Genomic DNA, 18,926 nt, shown 5'->3' on the forward strand with positions numbered 1-18,926 from the left:
AGCATGATGCACCGGACGAGTTCTTAACAATAATGACGATTGATCTATGATCATCGCCTCTTTGAAGATGCGTTTCGGCTTCGGCTACGCGCCGTATTTCGACTCCACCGGCCAGACCGATTGAAGCTTCTCACCGCCGAGAATGCGGTCACGCGCCGAAGCTTCATTTGCGCCCAGCTTGTCGGCCTGATCGGCGACTGCGGCAACCATGGTCTTGGGAATGACGACAACCCCGTCAATATCCGCGAAGATAACATCGCCCGGAGCAATTTTCACACCGGCTATTTCGATTGGAACTTGTGAGAGCTTCGGCTCCATCTTGCCGGACACCGAAACAGGAGACCGGGCGCGACCGAAAAGCGGATAGCCCAGATGGCGAACCTGCGCGATATCACGGACCGTACCGTTGACAATCGTCGCCGCAGCGCCGCGCGTTTTAGCACCTGTGCTCATCAGCTCTCCCGAGCAGGAGCCTTGCGCGCAGGATGCATCGACGACAACAATTCCACCCTTCGGCGCGTTGTCGATGGCATTGTGATAGACATCCTGCGGCTGATTGCGACGCTCGCTTGGAGCAAACTGAACGGTGACGGCGGGACCGCAGACCACTTCGCCCGGCTTCAACTCACCCTGCAACGATATACCGTCCAGATAACCCCAACCGCCGAGTTGTTCCAGACTGTCATGGACATCGCCGGAATACCATTTCGAAAGACGCTCGATCGACGCCCAGTCTGTATCGGAATAATCGAAGTTGCTCATTTGGTTTTGACCTTGTTCTTGAGATTGGAATTGTCCAGCGCGACCTTGAGATAGCGCGAACTTTCATCGATCTGTCTGCGGATAGCTTGGCGGGCAGTCTCCGGCTCTCTGGCCTTTATGAGGTTGTAGATTTCCTCATGTTCGGCAAATCCGTCCTCCAGCGACTTGTTCGGCACACGGCTCGTAACCCGGATGACATCGATGATGATCGAGAAAAGATTGTCATAGACGACATTGAGGATCTCGTTGCCCACGGAATGCACGAGCCCAAGATGGAAAGCAGCGTCACTGTCGGTGAACCGGGCCATGTCATTGGCTTCGGCTGCAGCTCTCATACTGGCGAGCGCCTCATCCACTTCCGGCGTCATCACCAGGTCTTCCGAACTCAGTCGCGTCACGACTTCCGTCTCGATGATCCGGCGCACATCCATCAACTGGACGAGATAGTCGGAATTATTGGCAAAGAGCTGTTTGACAGTCGTTGCAAGCGAACCGAGAAACTCTCCAACATCGTCGCGCACGACAAGCGCTCTTTCACCATGCTTGCGGCGAACGAGGCCTTTTGTTTCGAGAATTTGCAGCGCTTCACGAACAGATCGCGTGCTCACATTGAATTCACGCGCTATTGCGGCTTCGGCAGGCAGACGATCGCCAATCTTGAGTTTGCCGGAAAGAATCTGTGCTTCCAGCGCCTCAACGACCGAGACGTGCAGCTTGTCACGATCAGGTAACGCGCGTCTCGTCAGAGTTCGATTGTCTGCCTGTTCTGTCACCATGCCGTAAAGCCTCCATCCACAACGACATTCGAGCCTGTCATATATGACGAGGCATCGGATGCCAGAAACTGTATCACGCCATTATATTCATCGATTTCCGCTTGTCGGTTCATGGGAACGCGTTCAAGAAACGCATCCACAAATTCCTTGTCGAAGTTTGCAGTTTTCACGCCGCCGAAGGAAATCAGGTTAACTCTGACATTCTTGGTTCCCCAATAGGTGCCGAGATAGCGGGTCAAGTTGACAAGACCGGATTTCGAAGCAGCATAGGATACCGCCTTGATGAAAGGCTCACCGTCTCGCGCCTCGCGATAGGCATAAAGCGCCTGATTTGGTGACACGATGCCGTAGATTGAACCGACATTGATGATGCTGCCGCGTCTGGCATCGGCCATCTTCGAGCCGATGACCTGACAACACAGCATCACACCCGTCAGATTGGTTTCGATGATCTCGTTCCAGTATTTCTGCGGATAGATTTCAAAGGGACTGTTCTGGTCAGCCGATCCTGACGGCTTTGAATCGATGCCTGCATTGTTGACCAGAATATGCGGCACGCCCCAATCGGCAATCAGCTTTTCGGTCGCATGCTCCAGGCTGGCCTTGTCCGTAACACTCGCCACATAAACGCGAATGTTCTTCGTCAAGCCCGGAAACTTTGCTTCAAGATCGGCGGCGTCGATTGCCCGGCGGCTGAAGATCGCCACTTTGGCGCCAGCCTCGGCAAGCGACTTGCTGAACTGCGTTCCGAGCTGCCCCAGCCCGCCTGTCACAATGGCAATCTTGCCTCTTACACTGAACTTGTCTGTCATCATTTCATTCCTGCACGTTAATCTACTGGTTCGGGGATTGTCCAAGTTCTCAAGAGCAAGGTTCCGTTCCGTCAGCATTCAGGCAATTGCCGTGGCGGGGCATGGTTTGCACCGGCCCCGCGACGGCACCTGTGTCACGACCGAGGCAAGTCATTGGCCAGCAGCTTCTGCGGGTCCAGACGAGCGCCATGATACTTTTCGTAGACGTCGACCAACTTGCCATTGTCGAGATTGGTCTTGATCCAGCCGTCGATCCATTCCTTGAGCTTCGGCTCATTCTTGCGAAGGGCAACGCCCAGAGGGTAAGCCTTGGCGACAAACTTCTCTTCGAGGTCGAGTTTGGGATTGGCCTTGATCAGTTCGGTCAGAAGCGGACGCGATGTTGCATAGATTGCAATCTGGCCGCTGGTTACTGCCGCACTCGATGTCGGATCATCTTCAAACCGCACGATCTGGACGCCGGAAACATCTGCTGTCTTTTCCGTGAGATTGGTGTCGTTGACCGTGCCGCGCGTTACCGCAACCGATGCATCGGTAAGATCCGCATAGGACTTTACGTTTGCTTCTTTGGGGGCTGCGACGACGATTGCGGTTTCAGCATAGGGGATGCTGAAATCCACAACCTCAAGCCGCTCCTTTGTTATCGACAGCGTCGACACGGCCAGATCCGCCTTACCCGAAACCAGGAACGGAATACGGCCCGAGGTCGGAACCGTCAGGAACTCAATATCCACGCCCATGTCTTTGGCCAGCAGCTTCGCTGTTTCCACTTCCGAACCTGTCGGCTGGAACTGCGCATCGCGCATCGCATAAGGCGGGTTTCCAAGATCAATGGCGACCTGCAACTTACCTTTCTGACGGATCGTATCCAACTGATCGGCAAAGGATGGCTGCGTTATCATGGCGGCCATGCCGATGCCGAAGCCCATTAACGCCAGAAACTTTCTCTTGTTCAGAATAGTCATATTTCCTCCTCCTCCTGTTGTTGATGATGTCTCTCCTCATCGACACCACATGCGTTGATTGGATGTTCAGTGGCGCGCGCCAACGAAGCTGCGCAATTCAGGGGTCTGCGGGCTCGTCAAAATGGCCGGACTGCCCTGTTCGCAAATCTGGCCCTGATGCATGAAGACAATCTTGTCTGCGACGCGTTGGGCGAAATCCATCTCGTGGGTGACGAGCAGCATCGTCATGCCATTTCTGGCAAGATCCTCTATGACCTTCAGCACTTCGCCGGTCAGCTCGGGATCGAGTGCCGAGGTAACCTCATCGAACAACATGACTTTCGGCTTCATGGCCAGCGAACGGGCGATAGCCACGCGTTGCTGTTGTCCGCCGGATAGTTGTTCGGGATAGGAATCGATCTTTTCTGCCAGCCCAACCTGCCGCAAAACGGTTTCGGCTATATCCCGCGCAACCGGTCTCGTCATTTTCTTGACCCAGCGCAGCGCCAGAGTGATGTTCTGTTCAACCGTCAGATGCGGGAAAAGGTTGTAGCTCTGGAAGACGATGCCGACGTCCTGACGCAGTGCGCGCAGATTGATATCAGGATCGCTCACACGATGATCACAAACCCAGATATCCCCGCTATTGACTGTTTCAAGCCGATCGACACAACGCAGGGCCGTGCTTTTGCCGGAGCCGCTGCGTCCGATCAGTGCAACAACCTGCCCCTTCTCTATTTCGAGATTGATGCCTCTGAGCACCGGCAGCGAGCCATAGCTTTTATGAACCTCAACGAACTTAACGACGGCTGACACTGTACATCCTCTCGAATTTCCGGCTGGCCGCTGAGAGCGGGAAGCAAATGCAAAAGTAGAAGAACGCGATCACGAGATAGGTCGTGAAGGGCTGGAAGGTCGAAGCGTTGATTTCTTTGCCGATATAAGTCATCTCGGCCATGCCGATGATCGATGCGAGCGACGTATTCTTGACGATCTGAACCATGAAGCCGACTGTTGGAGGTGTCGCGATACGCATGGCTTGCGGCATGATGACAAGCCAGAGTCCCTGCAAGCCGGTCAAAGCCAGGCAATCGGATGCTTCCCATTGCGTGCGTGGCACGGATTGCAGGCTGCCCCGCCAGATGGCGCCAAGGAAAGCGCTCGCAAAGATTGTCATTGCAAGGCTTGCGGCAAAGAGCGAGGAAACCTCGATGCCAAAGACCGGCAAGCCGAAGTAAACGATGAACATCAGGATCAGAACCGGTGTGCCCTGGACCAGAACGATATAGGCATCGACCAGCGCAACCACAGCCTTGTTTCTTGCTATTCCTGCCAATGCAACCGCAAAGCCAAGCAAGCCACCAAATATGAAAGCAATGGCGGAGAGCAAGACTGTCCAGACCAATCCCTGCAGCAGAACTTCGATGTGTATCCAGGAGAAATTCGTGAACATCCCGACCTCCTAAAGATTGGTGCCAAGGCGGCGCTTGCGTGGAAACAACGCCAGCCCCAGAAGCTTGAACAGCCCCCGCATTAAAACGGAAAGGACGAGATAGATGACCAGAATGACGAGATAGACTTCGAAAGAACGAAATGTCATCGACTGGATTCGCGACGCCGCTCCGGTCAGCTCTTCAGCCGAGATTTGCGATGCCACGCTGGTTGCCAGCATCAACAGCACATACTGACTGACGAGCGCGGGATAAACTTTCTCAAGCGCAGGTGGCAACATGATCCCCGCAAGCATCTGTAGACGCGACAGCCCGAGCGTATCGGCGGCTTCCAGTTGGCCGGGGTGAATGGCTTGCAGACCAGCACGAATAATCTCGCTGGAATAGGCACCGACATTGATGGTCAAGCCGATCAGCGCCGATGTCTGGGCGGAAAATTTGACGCCCATCGAAGACAGGCCGAAATAGACCAGAAATAGCTGAACCAGCAGCGGCGTATTGCGAATTGCTTCTACGTAGACCGCCACGAGAATACGCAGGAATTTGTATTTGCTGATGCTGGCAACCGCACAGATCGTGCCCAGGATGAAACCGAGCACCGTAACTATCAGGGACATCTGGATGGTCGCCAATGTGCCCTTGAGTAACAGCGGCCAATACTGGCTTAGGAAGCTGAAACTGAATTCGTAACTCATAGAGACTTCACCGAACCGGACGAAGCGTCATGCAATTCACAAACCAGTTTTTGATCTGCTCCCAACCATTTGCAGGCGGTTGCTCCGCGTGAAACATAGTTACCCGCAATCATGCAATCGACGATTGCAATGTACAATTTAGTCACAAATATTTCCTCCCAAGCTCAACGTGCTTCACCCTGGGGCGGGTCTCCTCGAAGCAACATCTGCTCAATTTCAATCAAGCTAATTCTAACTTATGACATATGTCAAGATTGGAAATTCAGTTCCTTGCGATGTGCATGAAATTGCTGATTATCGAAGAAACTATCCTGAGCTCCGGCGAGATCACCGCAGTTCTGGCCAATGTGCTTGGCTCTGCGCGTCTAGGCTCCAGACTCCATTGATCCACCATGTGACCATGGCGGCGATGTAGCAGGTCGCCGCGAAGTTAATCCTGAGCTTGTCATATCGTGTCGCTACGCGCCTGCAATCCTTGAGGCGGCAGAAGGTGCGTTCGATGATATTTCGCGGTCGATAGGCGATCGGATCGAACGGCCTGATCCGCTTTCGGGTTGGATTGTTGGGAATGACCGGTTGCGTGCCTCGCGTTGCAAGGAAGTCTCGCAAAGCGTCGCTGTCGTAAGCCGTGTCTGCTGCACAGAGGCGTGTCCGAGGCAAAGGCTCGAGCAGTGGAATGGCAACGGGGGCGTCGCCGCGTTGCCCTGGCGTTATTCACAACGCGACTGGACGGCCACAACCATCGACAACAGCATGGATTTTTGTCGATCTGCCGCCTCGCGCGCGACCGATTGCTTCGGCATCGGCCCCCTTTTGCGCCAGCGGCAGAGCGGTGTGCTTTTGCGGTGGTGCTGTCGATCATATGGATGTCCCGATCGGTCGATTTGCACCAAAGCTTCAAACAGCCGCCGCCATATTCCTTTGGCTAACCAGCGATGGAAGTGATTGTAGACGGTTGTCGGAGGTCCGTAACAGGCTGGACAATCCTGCCATCGGCAACCCGATCGCAGGACGTGGATGATCCCACTGATGACCCGGCGATCGTCGGTGCGATGAGCACTAGGCTGGTTGGTCGGAAGCAATGGCGCAATCACTGCCCACTGCTGGTCATCAAGCCAGAATTCTCCTGCCATGGTCCAAAACTCCTGCTGTAGAAGGCAGTGAATCACGGAGAGCCAATATGATAAAAAGTCTGATTGGGTTTTGACCCTAGGGACGGCCACAATCAACAGCACGGTTTCGGCACTGCGCTTTCTGTTTACGGTTACGCTGAAGTGGCGGGGCTTGGCGCGAGCGCTTGTGATAACCCGTAATCCACGCAAGCTGCCTGATGTGCTGAGCCTTGAGGAAGCTGCACGGCTGCTCGAGGTCGCACCGAGTATCAAATTCAAAGCGGCGCTCGGCGTCGCTTATGGCGCGGGCTTGCGCATCTCAAAGTCGACGATATTGACTCAACCCGCATGCTGATCCGGGTCGAACAAGGCAAGGGACGCAAGGACCGTAACGCCATGCTCTCGCCGCAACTCCTCGAACTTTCGCGGCTGTGGTGGCGTGAAGGAAAGCGGCGCGGCGTCATGTTGCTCCATGGCTGGCTGTTTTCAGGGCGCAACCGCACCGAGCCGATTTCGCCACGGCAATTGCATTGTGTGGTGCAGGAGGTCGCCGAAGTTGCCGGCATCCACAAGCGTGTCAGCCCACATACATTACGGCACAACTTTGCCACTCACCTTCTGGCGGACGACACCGATATTAGGGTCATTCAGGTTCTGCTCGGACATAGCAAGCTCTTACAAGGTGCAAACGGCGGGGGTTCGTTAGGCGAAAGTGACGGCCGCCACAGAGAGGCTAGCTTTAGAGTTTTGTTTGGTGTTCTGGATTGTCAGCCAAACATCAACGTAATCCTCCCACGTACCGGAAGCTTCATTGTATAGCGCAAGGGTCTGAAGCCGTCTGTCATGTGTTGCTTGCTCTGCATCTCAGGAATAAATCCCGGTAAGATTGATGTGTTCCCAACTGAGTGGCGAGATATGTTTCAATAACTCGTCTGGAATATTCCGGCTTGTTGTCGCAAAAATGTGCGGCGGCCGACTGAGATAAACGGTACTCCAGTAAACAATTGCGCTCACGATCAGATTGAGTCCGGACGTACGGAACGCCTGGCTGTCGTAGGAGTGATCACGGATTTTGCCGCGTTCGTGGAAAACGACCGCGCGTTTGAGTTTATGAGCTGCTTCGCCCTTGTTGAGTCCGGCCTGACAACGTCGGTGAAAAGCCGAGCTGGAATACCTTCGATCAAGAACAGTGTCTGCTCGATGCGCCCGAGTTCGCGGAGTGCTCTGGCCAACTTGCCGGATTTCGAGGAGGCGGACAGCTACTACCCCATTCATGCACATTAGTGGCGACGAATACATTTGGATAACCAAATGTAACGATTTTGATCGCTGTATTTAACGAACGTATTTTCTAATCATAATCCGATTAAAAGGTCAGCCGGAAAGAAACCTAGGGGATGTCGCCATGTGTAATACCAAGGGAGCGCGAGAGTGAAACGGATTGATTACGATAGTCTCATCAGTCTGGAGAGAGTGCGAAGCAAGCATTTATTGAGATATATTTCCGCGTTAATCATTCTAGCAATGTGCGTTATTCTTTTTCAATCATTTGCGCATGCCAAGATCGATTGGAGTGTTGTCAGAGAATATTTGACAGCGAAAACTATTTTAAGCGGCCTGCTGAAGACGATCATCATGGCGCCTCTGGCCATGGCGGTCGGTCTTGTTCTTGGATTGCTTCTCGCGTTGATGCGTATGTCGGACAATCCCGTTACACGTTGGGTTGCTGTCGTTTACATGTGGATCTTTCGTGGCAGCCCACAGCTCCTGCAACTGTTCCTCTGGTTCAATCTTGCGCTAATCTGGCCCGTTATAGCTGTTCCATATTTGTTTGAAGTGTCCACAGTTACACTGATGACGCCATTCGTGGCGACATTACTGGGTCTCGGCATTTGCCAGAGTGCTTATACGGCGGAAGTGATCAGAGCGGGCATCATGTCGGTGGACATGGGGCAGGCCGAAGCAGCCGATGCACTGGGCATGGGGCGAGGCTTGGCGATGCGACGCATCATCCTCCCCCAAGCGCTGAGAGCGATCGTACCTCCGGTTGGCAATGAATTTATCAGCATGGTGAAAGCTACCTCTCTGGCTAGTGCCATTCAGTATTCTGAAATATTAAATGCCGCGCAGCGTATCTATTACGTCAATAATTACATTATGGAACTGCTTATAGTTGCAACGTTTTGGTATCTTCTTCTGGTAAGTCTGCTTACTATCGGTCAGCACTATGTAGAATATTACCTCGGGAAATCTTCTAGAAAGAACAATAATTCCGTTTTGGTAATCGAAGATAGTAAGGCGTAAATCATGAGCGCGTCAAAAATAGTCATTCGCGGATTGAATAAATACTTCGGCTCGGCGCAGGTGCTTTACAATATCAATCTGGAGATTGCTCAAGGTGACATTACCTGCCTCATAGGGCCGTCCGGCTCCGGTAAAAGCACACTTCTGCGTTGTATCAACCAGCTTGAGCGAGCGGAAGAAGGGCTGATATGGGTCGATGGATCCATACAGGGATGGCGCGAGAAAGGCGGAAAGCTTGTCGAGCGTTCCGCGAAGGAAATTGTCGCGCAGCGTGCCAAACTAGGCATGGTGTTTCAGCGCTTCAATCTCTTTCCCCATTTCACTGTTCTGGAAAACATCATCGAAGCTCCCATGCACGTGAAAGGTTTCTCACGTCGTCATGCAGAGCAGCGGGCATACGAGTTGCTTGCGAAAGTTGGTCTCAGGGAAAAAGCGTCTGCCTATCCCATCCAATTGTCGGGTGGCCAGCAGCAGCGTGTTGCAATCGCCCGCGCTTTGGCCATGGACCCGGAAGTTATGCTCTTCGATGAACCGACATCCGCACTTGACCCTGAGCTCGTGGCAGAAGTGTTGATCGTTATGCGCAAGCTCGCCGAATCCGGAATGACGATGATCGTTGTCACGCATGAACTCGGCTTTGCCCGGGAAGTCGCGAGCAATGTGATCTTCATGGACAAGGGCTCGATCGTCGAGACTGGCCCGCCCGAACGTATTCTCTATGCGCCAAGCAATGAGAGAACCAGCAATTTCATATCAACGGTACTTCGATAAAAGGGGAATAAAATGAAGGTAACACAGTGCCTTAAGACGGTTGCTAAAATATTGGGCCTTTCTGCTGCAACGATTGTGTCGGTCCATACGGCAAGTGCGACGTCGGCTGACGTCGTTACATCCGAGATCAGGCAGCGCGGCTTCTGGAACGTGGGTACTGAAACGAATTCACCGCCCATGGAGTTTCACGATCTCAAGAGTGGTGAGTTGACCGGCTTTAACGTTGAGCTCGTCAAAGCACTTTCCAAGAAAATGAACCTTGAACTCAAATTCCAGGAAATGGACGTGCCGTCGCTCATTCCTGCGCTGGATTCCGGACGCATCGACATGCTCGGCTCTCATATCAGCGACGTGCCCAGCAGGCAGCAGAAGTTGAGTTTCGTTGATTATCTGAAAACCGGCCCGGTCTTCTACACGCTCAAGGATAATGTTGGGACGATGAAGGAAGAGGTCGATCTGTGTGGCAAAGCCATCGGCGTGCCGGAACATACCACCTATTTCAAGCAGCTTGCCCAGTGGAGCGAAAAGTTTTGTCCGGCTGACAAACAACTTGTGATTATCGGCACAAAAGGCCTTCCAGACACCAAGTTGCAAATTCAGCAGGGGCGCGTGTTTGCTGGCGTGATTGGTGCTGAAAAACTCCCTTATTGGGCGACTGACCCAAAGAACATGTTTGTCGGTATCGGCAAACCTCTGTTCGAAGAGCTGTACGGGTTCGCCTTTGCCCGCTCTGGCACCGGAATGCGCAATGCCGTCAAGGCGGCACTTGAAGAACTGCTCGCCGATGGAACGTACAAGACCCTGCTTGAACAATTTGGCATGGGCGACCAGGGGCTGAGCACGATCACCATCGATGAAGGTAAAGAAGTCAGCTTTTAGGATCCAAATATGATGAGTTCCATAACGATAGACGGTAGGACATTTGAAGTTGAATTGCTGGACAAATGGGCGCCAAAGACCGTCGAAGCCATGCAGGCAATTTCAGAACTTGACCTCAGCTTCGAGCGTTCGAGCTGGTGCGGGCCAGCACTGCACGCGCGACTTGATGATGCCCGCGTGCTCGCCATCGAGGAAGCTGAGCAGCCAGTTATTTCCATGTATCCAGGAATGATCTGCCTGCGCCCAATCGAGAAGCGTAACTCGACATACAAGCCCGAAATATGGGCCAAACTGCCAGACTATTACAACCATACAGCAGAGCTGCTTCTGGCCCATGATCACGCGGAACACCGCAATGCAACCGGTCCGTCATATGTGACCCCCTTTGCACGTATCAGGAACTTCACGTCGGAAGTTGCAGCACACATCAAGGCGGCTTGCGACGCCGGCCAAAGCAAGGGCCGCATTTCAATGACGGGAGCAAACAGATGACACGGCGCTTGCACTTCAAGATTGGCGACATCACTGGATCGGCAACGCTGTTTAACGATCTAGCACCTGAAAACATTGCGGTTCTGTGGAACCATCTGCCAGTCCATGGTCCGATCCGCCACGCACGGTGGAGCGGCCAGCAGATTTACATGAAGATCGATGAGTTGGCACATCTTTGTGACAAGGTCGAAAACCCGACCTCGTTTCTGTCGCGCGGCCAGATCAGCTTTCGTCCCGAGCGTGGCATGTTTGCGGTGAGTTATGGTGTTGCGCAGGATCGTGACCAGCCTCTGCATGCACGTGTGGTCAATGGCTATGCTTCGTTGATCGGCTGTGTCGATGACAATGTAGATCAGTTGTTGGCTGCATTTGCTCAGACTGATTCAAAAGGCTCCATTCCGATTGAAATGTTCCGTGGTGAGTAACGACAATGATTAAAGTTAGTATTGGTGAGAGGTCAGTTTACGTCGAACTGTTCGAAGACACAGCGCCATTAACGACGGCAATTTTCAAACAGTCCCTGCCGCTCCATACGAAATTGAAAAGCCACAGCAACTGGACTGGCCGTTGCAGCACTTTCGACTTGCCGAAGTCAAAGGAACTCGACACGCTGGAATCGGCTGTGTGCTCGCTCTATCCCGGTTATCTGGCTGTGCGCCCTGATCAGGGCGTAGTTGAAGTGGGGTATGACGCTGCCGAAATCCGTTCGGAGCTTGGCCGCGAATATGGCTCTTTATTCGGTCGCCTTGTCGGCGACCAGGTCGATGAGTTCCTCGCCTATCTGGATGCGATGCACTACACGGAAGGTGATCAGACCCTGTCGATTGTCGAAGAATAGGCGTCAGTTGCTCATCAGGCCTTGTCTGATGGGCAATGCTTCCCGCTCGGTGGTACATTCACTTGTCTTCGACAAGATGTTTGTTCGTCGCATGAAATTCTTCCAGATGGGATAGGAAAGTACGGACCAGACGATTGGGTTTACTGTTCTTCCTGCGAAATGCGGAGATCGTTTTCCGATAATGCATCTCCGGAACCTTTATCTCCATCAATTCACCACGCAGGACATATTCGGCTGCTGCTTTGGATGACAGAAAGCCTATAAGGTGCCCCGTCTTCAGAAGAGAAATCAACGCTGGAGTTGAATGTGCAATCGCGGAAACGGAAACCTCCGAGAGGCACTTTATTTCGGCAGTGCAGGGAAAAGCTCTGCGCACATACTTTGCGTTGCCGAGAAGCTCTGATGAAGTCCCAAAGCTTCCGAATATATAGTGATTTGGCGCGGCGTAGAGTGAGTATTCATCGGCATAGAGGTTTTGTTGGAAGTATCTTTCGCTATTATCGAGGTGGCCGATAAGCAGATCAATTCTGGTTTCCTGCAATTTTTGTTCAAGATGCGCACGGTCACCTTCCGCAAAAATCAAACGGATATTGGGAGCGGAATGGCAGAAGGATTTCAACAGACCATCCATGAAAGGCGAAGAGAACCCGAGTGCATCGTCAGTGAAGCCGATATTCAGATCTCCGATGAGTTCCTTTCGAAGATTTGCGACTTCGGTGTTGAAGGTTTCAAATGAGGCAAAAAGCGTGTGAGCCAATCGATAAAGCTCTTCGCCCTTGACCGTCAGCTTGAATCCGGCACGGCCTCGATCACACACACGAAATCCGACTTTTTCTTCCAGACCGGCGATCATGTTCGAAATAGTGGGCTGACTTAAATTGAGATCGTTCTGCGCTTTCGCGAAGCCACCAGACTGCGTAATGGCGATGAAGACTCTCAGAGCCCGCAGATCCGTTTCGTTTATCGCCATTTCTCGCTCCCTGAAGCTTTTTAGGGAGATGCATCAATCAACCGTACATGAAAATCAATAGGAATAATGAACGTGGCCGATAGCTCCTTCTATGACGTCATCAAAACAGTGCCCGGCAATCTGTCCGGTCCTGCTCCCGAATTTCCCTGGCCGGAAGGCAAAAAGTCCGTACTGTTTACGGCTTTTGATATTGATACCGAATCCGTCTGGCTGGCCATGGATCCCAAAAACCAGACACGTCTAGTCACGCGTTCTTATGGCGGTTACGAGCCTCGTATTGGCGTGCCAAAAATTCTGGAAATTCTCAAGCGACATGAAGTTCCGGCGACGTTTTTCGTAACCGGATGGAGCGTCGAGACCTATCCGGAGATGTGTGAGACCATCTTGGTGGCAGGACATGAAATCGCGCATCACGGATATCTCCACTTCCGCCCGGAGCCGGGCAATATCGATTTGATGATCGAGGAGGTGGATCGCGGCATTGAGGTGATGCAGCGCGTTCTGGGCATTCGCCCCAAGGGTTATCGTGCCCCCGGTGGAGATTCCTATGTCGAGATGCTTCAGTTATTGCGGTCACGCGGTATCGAATATTCGAGCTCTTGGCGCGACGATATTCGTCCTTACCGCCATGCGCTTCCGGATGGTGCGGGACCAATCGAGATTCCAGTCAACTTCAGTTTCGATGATTGGAATTATGGCATGTGCAATCGCTACGATAGCAATCCGCTGTTCAGCCGTGAATCGGTTTTGAGCATTTGGAAGGATGAGTTTGAACAGACACACGAATGGGGCGGTGTTACCACTACCGTGTTCCATCCTCAAGTAAGCGGACGGCCAATGCGGAGTCGAATCCTGGATCAATTTCTCGCCCATACTCGTACTTATGATGATGTCTGGTACGCTACGGGTTCAAAAATTGCGGAACATTTTCATGCAAATGAACCTGTCTGATACCATACGTGGCCAGCCGATGGTGCCCGACGTGAGTTCCAAGATATGAGCGTTGTGAGTTGAATTAAAGGCCAACCTTGAGCGAAGTGGCTTAGGGGGTTGGGAGAAGCCAATCGAGCGGATCGAAGCTATTCATTTTTCATATCTAGAAAAGCGAGGTCAGTGTGGTCCATATCCACCCGCCATCCTCGCTTCATTCTGTAACTTTCTTGGACCAACTTTTTCATGCTTTTGGCGCTGCGAAACCGCGCAACGCATTCATCAATCGTATTGTTTTAAATCCATTCCTGCAAAGCAATGTATGTGGTTCCTATAGGGAAATGTATTCACCAATGCCGCGTCGGTCGCATAACCGCCATTGTCGATGAACAAGTCACGCTTGACTTCACCGCCTTTCGTGGTCTGCCCCCAGGGGGTGATCCGTTTGGAATGTTGGTGGGGGCAGACCAATCAACGCGTCAGTGACGACCGTTTCCGAGTTCTTTTTAGTTAAAACCCGATAGTCTCGTACTAATGTTGCGATTGAATGCCGATCGTTAGAAGGAAAATCAGCGGCGCTAAAGAGTTGGCGTTTGTCTACGTAAGTACCAAAAAGCAATCATGATTTTGAAGTTGCTGGCCTGTTGCTAAGCTAAACTCATTCTTGGGTAAACGATTAGTTTGTGCAAATTATCATAACAATTTCAAGGAGATCGAATGGTGGGCGTGACAGGGATTGAACCTGTGACCCCTACGATGTCAACGTAGTGCTCTCCCGCTGAGCTACACGCCCATTCGATGTGGCGCATACACCATATCGCGTTGCGCCCGTCAATGCTCTTTTTTGAAGTTTTTTCGTCTTTTTGTTGATGATAAAACAAAGAGCCGCAAATCTGCCGGATCGCCTCAGGCGGCGATCAGCATTTTTTCGATTTCGTTCACCAGGTCGCGCAGGTGGAATGGCTTGGAAAGCACCTTTGCGTCGCGTGGCGCGTCCGAATCGGGGTTGAGCGCAACAGCGGCAAAGCCGGTGATGAACATGATTTTCAGGTCCGGGTCGATTTCTGTGGCACGGCGTGCCAGTTCGATACCGTCCATTTCCGGCATGACAATATCAGTCAGCAGAAGGGAGAAAGGTTCTTCCTGCAATCTTTCATAGGCGCTCGCACCATTGTCGAAGTGCGTTACGTGATAACCGGCCTTTTCCAGCGCCTTGACGAGGAAGCGGCGCATATCATTGTCATCTTCAGCTAGAAGGATTCTCTTCATTGTTCCGTCCGAATTCTGTGTCGTGTTCATCGCCCAAAAGCTGACCCTTAACGACTCGATATCCACCGTAGAAAACGCTTCTTTGGTAAATATGGAATGAATGCTCGCGCGAATGTTAATTGTTATGGCGCGTATTTGGCAACAAGCTGTTCAGTGTGACAGGATTGTCGCATATGTACGCCATGCAAAGGCCGGAAGATTCGGCTTCCAGCCATTTGCACACATGGGCCGTCTGACGTAATTTGGTGCGTTACTGGTGAGGATCGTCGTCGGATGGTTCGGGTGTTCCGGTCGAAAACGGGTGAAGAATGAGTTTGGAGCGCGATTTTAGTCTGATACCGCCCTTCGAGATATGCGCTCCGGCGGAACAGCGCATTCCGTTTGTCTTCAATTCACCCCACAGCGGACGCTATTATCCGCATTCGTTCGTTGAGGCCTCTCGTCTAGACGCCTTGAGCATACGCCATTCTGAAGACTGCTATGTCGATGAACTGTTTGCTTCGGCAACACGGCTCGGGGCGCCTTTGCTCAAGGCGCATTTCCCGCGCGCATTTCTCGATGTAAATCGTGAGGCCTATGAACTCGATCCGCGTATGTTCGCCGAGCCGCTGCCGCCTTTCGTTAACAGCCAATCGGCGCGCGTTGCCGGCGGGCTTGGCACGGTGCCGCGTCTGGTCGGTGAGGGGCAGTTGATTTATCCGGGCCGCATCCCGCTTGCTGAAGCGTTTTATCGCATCGAAGACCTCTACAAGCCGTATCACCAGACGCTCGATGTGCTGCTTCAGTCCACGCGCCAGCGTTTTGGCTATGCGGTTCTGATCGACTGCCATTCAATGCCGGGAGGAGTGCGTCCCGGTGAGGTCGGCTCGCGCCCGGATTTCATTGTTGGTGACCGTTTTGGCCGGTCGTGCAGCGAAAGACTAACGCAGGCTGCGATCGATCTGTTGCAGGATCTGGGCTACACCGTTGCACACAACAAGCCCTATGCAGGCGGATTCATCACCGAGCATTACGGGAGGCCCGCCATGGCCTGCCATGCACTGCAGATAGAAATCAATCGCAGTCTCTATGTGAACGAGCAGAACCTGCACAAGCTTGCAGGATTCGAGACACTTTGCGCCGATCTGTATGGTTTCTTAAGCGATCTGACGTCCCTGCCGGGTGATCTCTTTATCGCGCCGCCTCTGGCCGCAGAATAACGCGCTTCATCAAGTACGCTCCCAGATAAAAAGAACCGCGCCCGAACGATACGAGCGCGGTCAAAGACTAGGGAGGAAATGCCCCGAAAGGCATCGACAGGAAAACCTGTCTGGGATTTAAGTTACGTCTGAATGGTATGAACGTCAAGAAAATGCGCATATTTTTTGAGCGAATTTTAGTATGCTCATTATGTAGGCAAAATTAGCATGGTTTGCACAAGTATGCACCATGTCTTGGAAACAGGAGTTCGGGGTTGCTGATCGATAAGGCATTTTTTTCCGAAGTGGCTGCTGCTGCGGCCCGTGAAACGCTTCCACGTTTTCGTCGGCTGACGGAAATAGACAACAAATATAGCGTCGGCTTCGATCCGGTGACCGAAGCGGATCGGGCGGCAGAACGCGCGATTCGCGCTGTTATTGGCAGCGCTTTTCCCGACCACGGTATTCTTGGGGAAGAATATGGGCCGGAGAATATCGACCGCAGTCATGTCTGGGTTATCGACCCCATTGACGGGACCCGTGCCTTCATTTCCGGATTGCCAGTCTGGGGTACGCTTTTGGGCCTGACTGTTGATGGCGATGCCAAGGCGGGAATGATGTCGCAACCCTTCACGGGCGAACTGTTCTACAGCGACGGCAATGGCGCTTATCTCGAGCGCAATGGCGGCGAGGACACGCCACGTCGTCTGTCCGTACGCAAGAATGCCGCTCTGGCTGATGCGACAATGTTCACAACGACGCCCGCCCTCTTCAAAGGGAAAAGCCGCAAGAGATTTGATCGTCTGGAAGGCGCTGTGCGGTTGTCACGTTATGGAGTTGATTGCTATGCCTTCGCCATGCTGGCAGGCGGGTTTGCGGACATCGTGGTTGAGGCTGGTCTGCAGCCCTATGACATCGTTGCTCTCATTCCGCTGATCGAGCAGGCTGGCGGTGTGGTGACGCAACGCGATGGTGGCCCGGCGGAAAAGGGCGGTGACGTTGTCGCCGCAGCTACTCCCGAATTGCACAGGGCAGCTCTTGATCTGCTGAATGGATGATTAGAGCATAATCCGACCGGAGTGAAACGAGGATCGATAAGATTATGCTTTAAATAGAAGAGATTAGAGCGCCGATCTGATTCATTCAGATCGAAGCGCGCTCTAAAAACCGGAGATCGCTGGCTCAATGGTCTCCGGTAAGATTTCCACTTCCGACGAGCCGGGAATGAAAGCATCGAACGCCGCCCAGAGCTGCTCACGATAAAAGTCAGCTTCCTGAAGCATTTCGTGGCGGGCGCCGATAATCGTCGTCACCGAGATATTGCGCGTGCGTGCCACAAAACGTTCGATCACCGGCGTTGAAACAACGCGGTCCGCACCGGCGGCAACGATGAGGACGGGTACTGTCAGCCCATTGTAAAAGTCTGGCTGATTTATGCGCCGCGCCGTTTCGAGTGCACTCCATAACCAGCGTGCCGTAGGCCCGCCAAGCGCCAGTTCTGGATAAAGGCGTGGAACTTCCATATTGCGCATGAAGCGTGCCGGGTCGCTGGTCAGCGGATTGCCAGCAAAGGGGCGCGAAGCCAGTCTGCGTCCACCGGAGGCATAAACCTGGCCGAGGCCAAGCCATCGAAAGGCGGATGCGATGCGGCGTACATTGTCGTCGCTGAGTTTTTGCCCATCGAGCCCCATGAAGGGCGCACAAAGCACCATACGGCTGATGCGTGATGTCAACCTGCCCATCGAAGAAAGCGCAACAAGTGCACCGGCGGAATGGCCGAGAATGTAGAAAGGCGGGGGACAGTCAGGCAAAGCGACTTGGTCAAGGACAAAGTCGAGATCATCGCAATAGTCATCGAAACTGCGGACATAGCCGCGCTGACGATCTTTCAGCAGCCGGTGCGAGCCACCTTGTCCGCGCCAGTCGAAAGTCACGACCGTGAACCCGCGTGCGCTCAGATCGGTCATGGTTTCGAAGTATTTTTCGATGAACTCATTGCGTCCCTGAAGCAGGACCACTGTTCCCCGTATCGGTCTCGTTTCGGCTTTCAGAACGGCATAGCGCAGGGTTTTACCGCCCTTCGCTTCAAGCAGCCCGGCCTTTATCCCATGCGGAATCGGATTCGCATCGGTTTCGAAAAGCAGTTCCGACATCCGATTGCGGGCCTTTCTGTTTCGGGTTGGGATAGGTGCTGGCAGCATAATGGGACAATTGATGATAAAAAGTAACCGGAAGTTCGAGAACGAACTTCCGGCTCAAAGAACAGCCGATGCAAGGGACGTTACGCCGGCTGGCCTATCGAAAAATGTGAAGAAAGAAGTGCTCAGTATCCGCCGGGGCGACGCTCACCGACGATGCGGCCCGAATAGGCGTCGACCATGACGATGACGCGGCGACCGTTCGGTCTTGTGGCGCGGACCAAATAGGTGTCGCGGTTGAGGCGTATGTCGCCGACATCATAGCCGCGGCGTTCCAGCGAGCGTGCGATACGGCGCGGTCCCATAATGTCGCGACGGCCATAATCGTCGCCCCAGCCTGGGCGGCGGTCCGGGCCACCATCCCAACCGGGACGCGGACCTGGGTAAGGACGCGGCGGACGATAGCCGTCATCATCATAGTACTGAATCTGAACGCGCAGGCCGCTATCGGCTGCAAGGGATTGTGTCGCAAAACCGGTCGCGACGGTGGCAAGTGCGGCAAAAGCGAGAACAGCTTTTCTCATAACCGTGATCCTTCAGTGAAC

General features: G+C 53.1%; 20 protein-coding genes, 1 tRNA gene and 3 pseudogenes. 10 read left to right on the plus strand and 14 right to left on the minus strand.

Features of this window, described 5'->3' with window-relative positions; translation table 11 throughout:
- Positions 1–84: 84 nt before the first annotated feature.
- From ACYSN1_RS19760 to ACYSN1_RS19795, 8 genes and pseudogenes are all read right to left on the minus strand, one after another.
- Complete coding sequence (locus tag ACYSN1_RS19760; RefSeq protein WP_140021752.1) at positions 85–762, minus strand: RraA family protein; 678 nt, start codon at positions 760–762, stop codon at positions 85–87.
- Positions 759–1,538 carry a FadR/GntR family transcriptional regulator gene (locus tag ACYSN1_RS19765; protein ID WP_461727230.1) on the minus strand — a complete coding sequence of 260 codons (780 nt, stop codon included), beginning with the start codon at positions 1,536–1,538 and terminating at the stop codon, positions 759–761. The genes ACYSN1_RS19760 and ACYSN1_RS19765 overlap by 4 nt, the downstream gene beginning before the upstream one ends.
- Positions 1,532–2,350, minus strand: coding sequence for an SDR family oxidoreductase (locus ACYSN1_RS19770; protein WP_461727231.1), 819 nt, complete (start codon positions 2,348–2,350; stop codon positions 1,532–1,534). Before ACYSN1_RS19770 ends, ACYSN1_RS19765 begins: the two co-directional genes overlap by 7 nt.
- A 134-nt stretch (positions 2,351–2,484) precedes the next feature.
- A complete protein-coding gene (locus ACYSN1_RS19775) occupies positions 2,485–3,315 on the minus strand; it encodes a transporter substrate-binding domain-containing protein (protein ID WP_461727232.1) in 831 nt (276 codons plus the stop codon).
- Positions 3,316–3,381: 66 nt separating this feature from the next.
- Positions 3,382–4,110, minus strand: coding sequence for an amino acid ABC transporter ATP-binding protein (locus ACYSN1_RS19780; protein WP_461727233.1), 729 nt, complete (start codon positions 4,108–4,110; stop codon positions 3,382–3,384).
- A complete protein-coding gene (locus ACYSN1_RS19785; protein WP_461727234.1) occupies positions 4,094–4,747 on the minus strand; it encodes an amino acid ABC transporter permease in 654 nt (217 codons plus the stop codon). Before ACYSN1_RS19785 ends, ACYSN1_RS19780 begins: the two co-directional genes overlap by 17 nt.
- Positions 4,748–4,756: 9 nt before the next feature.
- Positions 4,757–5,440 carry an amino acid ABC transporter permease gene (locus ACYSN1_RS19790; RefSeq protein ID WP_461727235.1) on the minus strand — a complete coding sequence of 228 codons (684 nt, stop codon included), beginning with the start codon at positions 5,438–5,440 and terminating at the stop codon, positions 4,757–4,759.
- 327 nt (positions 5,441–5,767) lie between these two features.
- Positions 5,768–6,573, minus strand: a pseudogene (locus ACYSN1_RS19795) (IS5 family transposase).
- 31 nt (positions 6,574–6,604) lie between these two features.
- Between ACYSN1_RS19795 and ACYSN1_RS19800 the strand changes: the two are divergent.
- Positions 6,605–7,227 (plus strand): annotated as a pseudogene (locus ACYSN1_RS19800) (tyrosine-type recombinase/integrase); the annotation flags it as partial.
- Positions 7,228–7,319: 92 nt separating this feature from the next.
- Here ACYSN1_RS19800 and ACYSN1_RS19805 read toward each other — a convergent pair.
- Positions 7,320–7,811, minus strand: a pseudogene (locus ACYSN1_RS19805) (Tn3 family transposase); the annotation flags it as partial.
- Positions 7,812–7,983: 172 nt separating this feature from the next.
- Here ACYSN1_RS19805 and ACYSN1_RS19810 point away from each other — a divergent pair.
- The 6 genes from ACYSN1_RS19810 to ACYSN1_RS19835 are packed head-to-tail and all read left to right on the plus strand — an operon-like array spanning position 7,984 to position 11,836.
- The gene (locus ACYSN1_RS19810; RefSeq protein WP_461727236.1) at positions 7,984–8,856 is read left to right on the plus strand and encodes an amino acid ABC transporter permease; all 873 of its coding nucleotides are present in this window, start codon (positions 7,984–7,986) and stop codon (positions 8,854–8,856) included.
- Positions 8,857–8,859: 3 nt separating this feature from the next.
- Positions 8,860–9,627: an amino acid ABC transporter ATP-binding protein gene (locus tag ACYSN1_RS19815; RefSeq protein ID WP_461727237.1), complete on the plus strand. Its 768-nt coding sequence runs from the start codon at positions 8,860–8,862 to the stop codon at positions 9,625–9,627.
- Between the two features lie 12 nt (positions 9,628–9,639).
- Complete coding sequence (locus tag ACYSN1_RS19820; protein WP_461727238.1) at positions 9,640–10,506, plus strand: transporter substrate-binding domain-containing protein; 867 nt, start codon at positions 9,640–9,642, stop codon at positions 10,504–10,506.
- A gap of 9 nt (positions 10,507–10,515) precedes the next feature.
- Positions 10,516–10,998 (plus strand): hypothetical protein, encoded by a 483-nt coding sequence (locus ACYSN1_RS19825; protein WP_461727239.1) that lies wholly within the window; start codon positions 10,516–10,518, stop codon positions 10,996–10,998.
- On the plus strand, positions 10,995–11,423 hold the full coding sequence (locus tag ACYSN1_RS19830) for a DUF3830 family protein (RefSeq protein ID WP_461727240.1): 429 nt from the start codon (positions 10,995–10,997) through the stop codon (positions 11,421–11,423). Before ACYSN1_RS19825 ends, ACYSN1_RS19830 begins: the two co-directional genes overlap by 4 nt.
- Positions 11,424–11,428: 5 nt before the next feature.
- On the plus strand, positions 11,429–11,836 hold the full coding sequence (locus ACYSN1_RS19835) for a hypothetical protein (protein ID WP_461727241.1): 408 nt from the start codon (positions 11,429–11,431) through the stop codon (positions 11,834–11,836).
- 58 nt (positions 11,837–11,894) lie between these two features.
- On the opposite strand, the gene ACYSN1_RS19840 is transcribed toward ACYSN1_RS19835, so the two are convergent.
- Positions 11,895–12,806, minus strand: coding sequence for a LysR family transcriptional regulator (locus ACYSN1_RS19840; protein ID WP_461727242.1), 912 nt, complete (start codon positions 12,804–12,806; stop codon positions 11,895–11,897).
- Positions 12,807–12,872: 66 nt separating this feature from the next.
- On the opposite strand from ACYSN1_RS19840, the gene ACYSN1_RS19845 reads away from it, so the two are divergent.
- Positions 12,873–13,757, plus strand: coding sequence for a polysaccharide deacetylase family protein (locus ACYSN1_RS19845; protein ID WP_461727243.1), 885 nt, complete (start codon positions 12,873–12,875; stop codon positions 13,755–13,757).
- A 697-nt stretch (positions 13,758–14,454) separates the two neighbouring features.
- Here ACYSN1_RS19845 and ACYSN1_RS19850 read toward each other — a convergent pair.
- Both ACYSN1_RS19850 and cpdR read right to left on the minus strand, forming a co-directional pair.
- Positions 14,455–14,529: transfer RNA gene (locus tag ACYSN1_RS19850), tRNA-Val, on the minus strand.
- A gap of 113 nt (positions 14,530–14,642) precedes the next feature.
- Positions 14,643–15,005, minus strand: coding sequence for a cell cycle two-component system response regulator CpdR (gene cpdR / locus ACYSN1_RS19855; protein WP_002966536.1), 363 nt, complete (start codon positions 15,003–15,005; stop codon positions 14,643–14,645).
- A 308-nt stretch (positions 15,006–15,313) separates the two neighbouring features.
- On the opposite strand from cpdR, the gene ACYSN1_RS19860 reads away from it, so the two are divergent.
- Together ACYSN1_RS19860 and hisN are read left to right on the plus strand one after the other, a co-directional pair.
- Complete coding sequence (locus ACYSN1_RS19860) at positions 15,314–16,204, plus strand: N-formylglutamate amidohydrolase (protein ID WP_461727244.1); 891 nt, start codon at positions 15,314–15,316, stop codon at positions 16,202–16,204.
- 254 nt (positions 16,205–16,458) lie between these two features.
- The gene (gene hisN, locus ACYSN1_RS19865) at positions 16,459–17,241 is read left to right on the plus strand and encodes a histidinol-phosphatase (protein ID WP_461727245.1); all 783 of its coding nucleotides are present in this window, start codon (positions 16,459–16,461) and stop codon (positions 17,239–17,241) included.
- A gap of 102 nt (positions 17,242–17,343) precedes the next feature.
- Here the strand turns inward: hisN and ACYSN1_RS19870 are convergent, their stop codons facing one another.
- On the minus strand, positions 17,344–18,336 hold the full coding sequence (locus tag ACYSN1_RS19870; protein WP_461727246.1) for an alpha/beta fold hydrolase: 993 nt from the start codon (positions 18,334–18,336) through the stop codon (positions 17,344–17,346).
- A gap of 170 nt (positions 18,337–18,506) precedes the next feature.
- Positions 18,507–18,905, minus strand: coding sequence for an antifreeze protein (locus ACYSN1_RS19875; RefSeq protein WP_461727247.1), 399 nt, complete (start codon positions 18,903–18,905; stop codon positions 18,507–18,509).
- Positions 18,906–18,926 lie beyond the last annotated feature (21 nt).

Source organism: Brucella sp. LJL56, assembly GCF_054871705.1.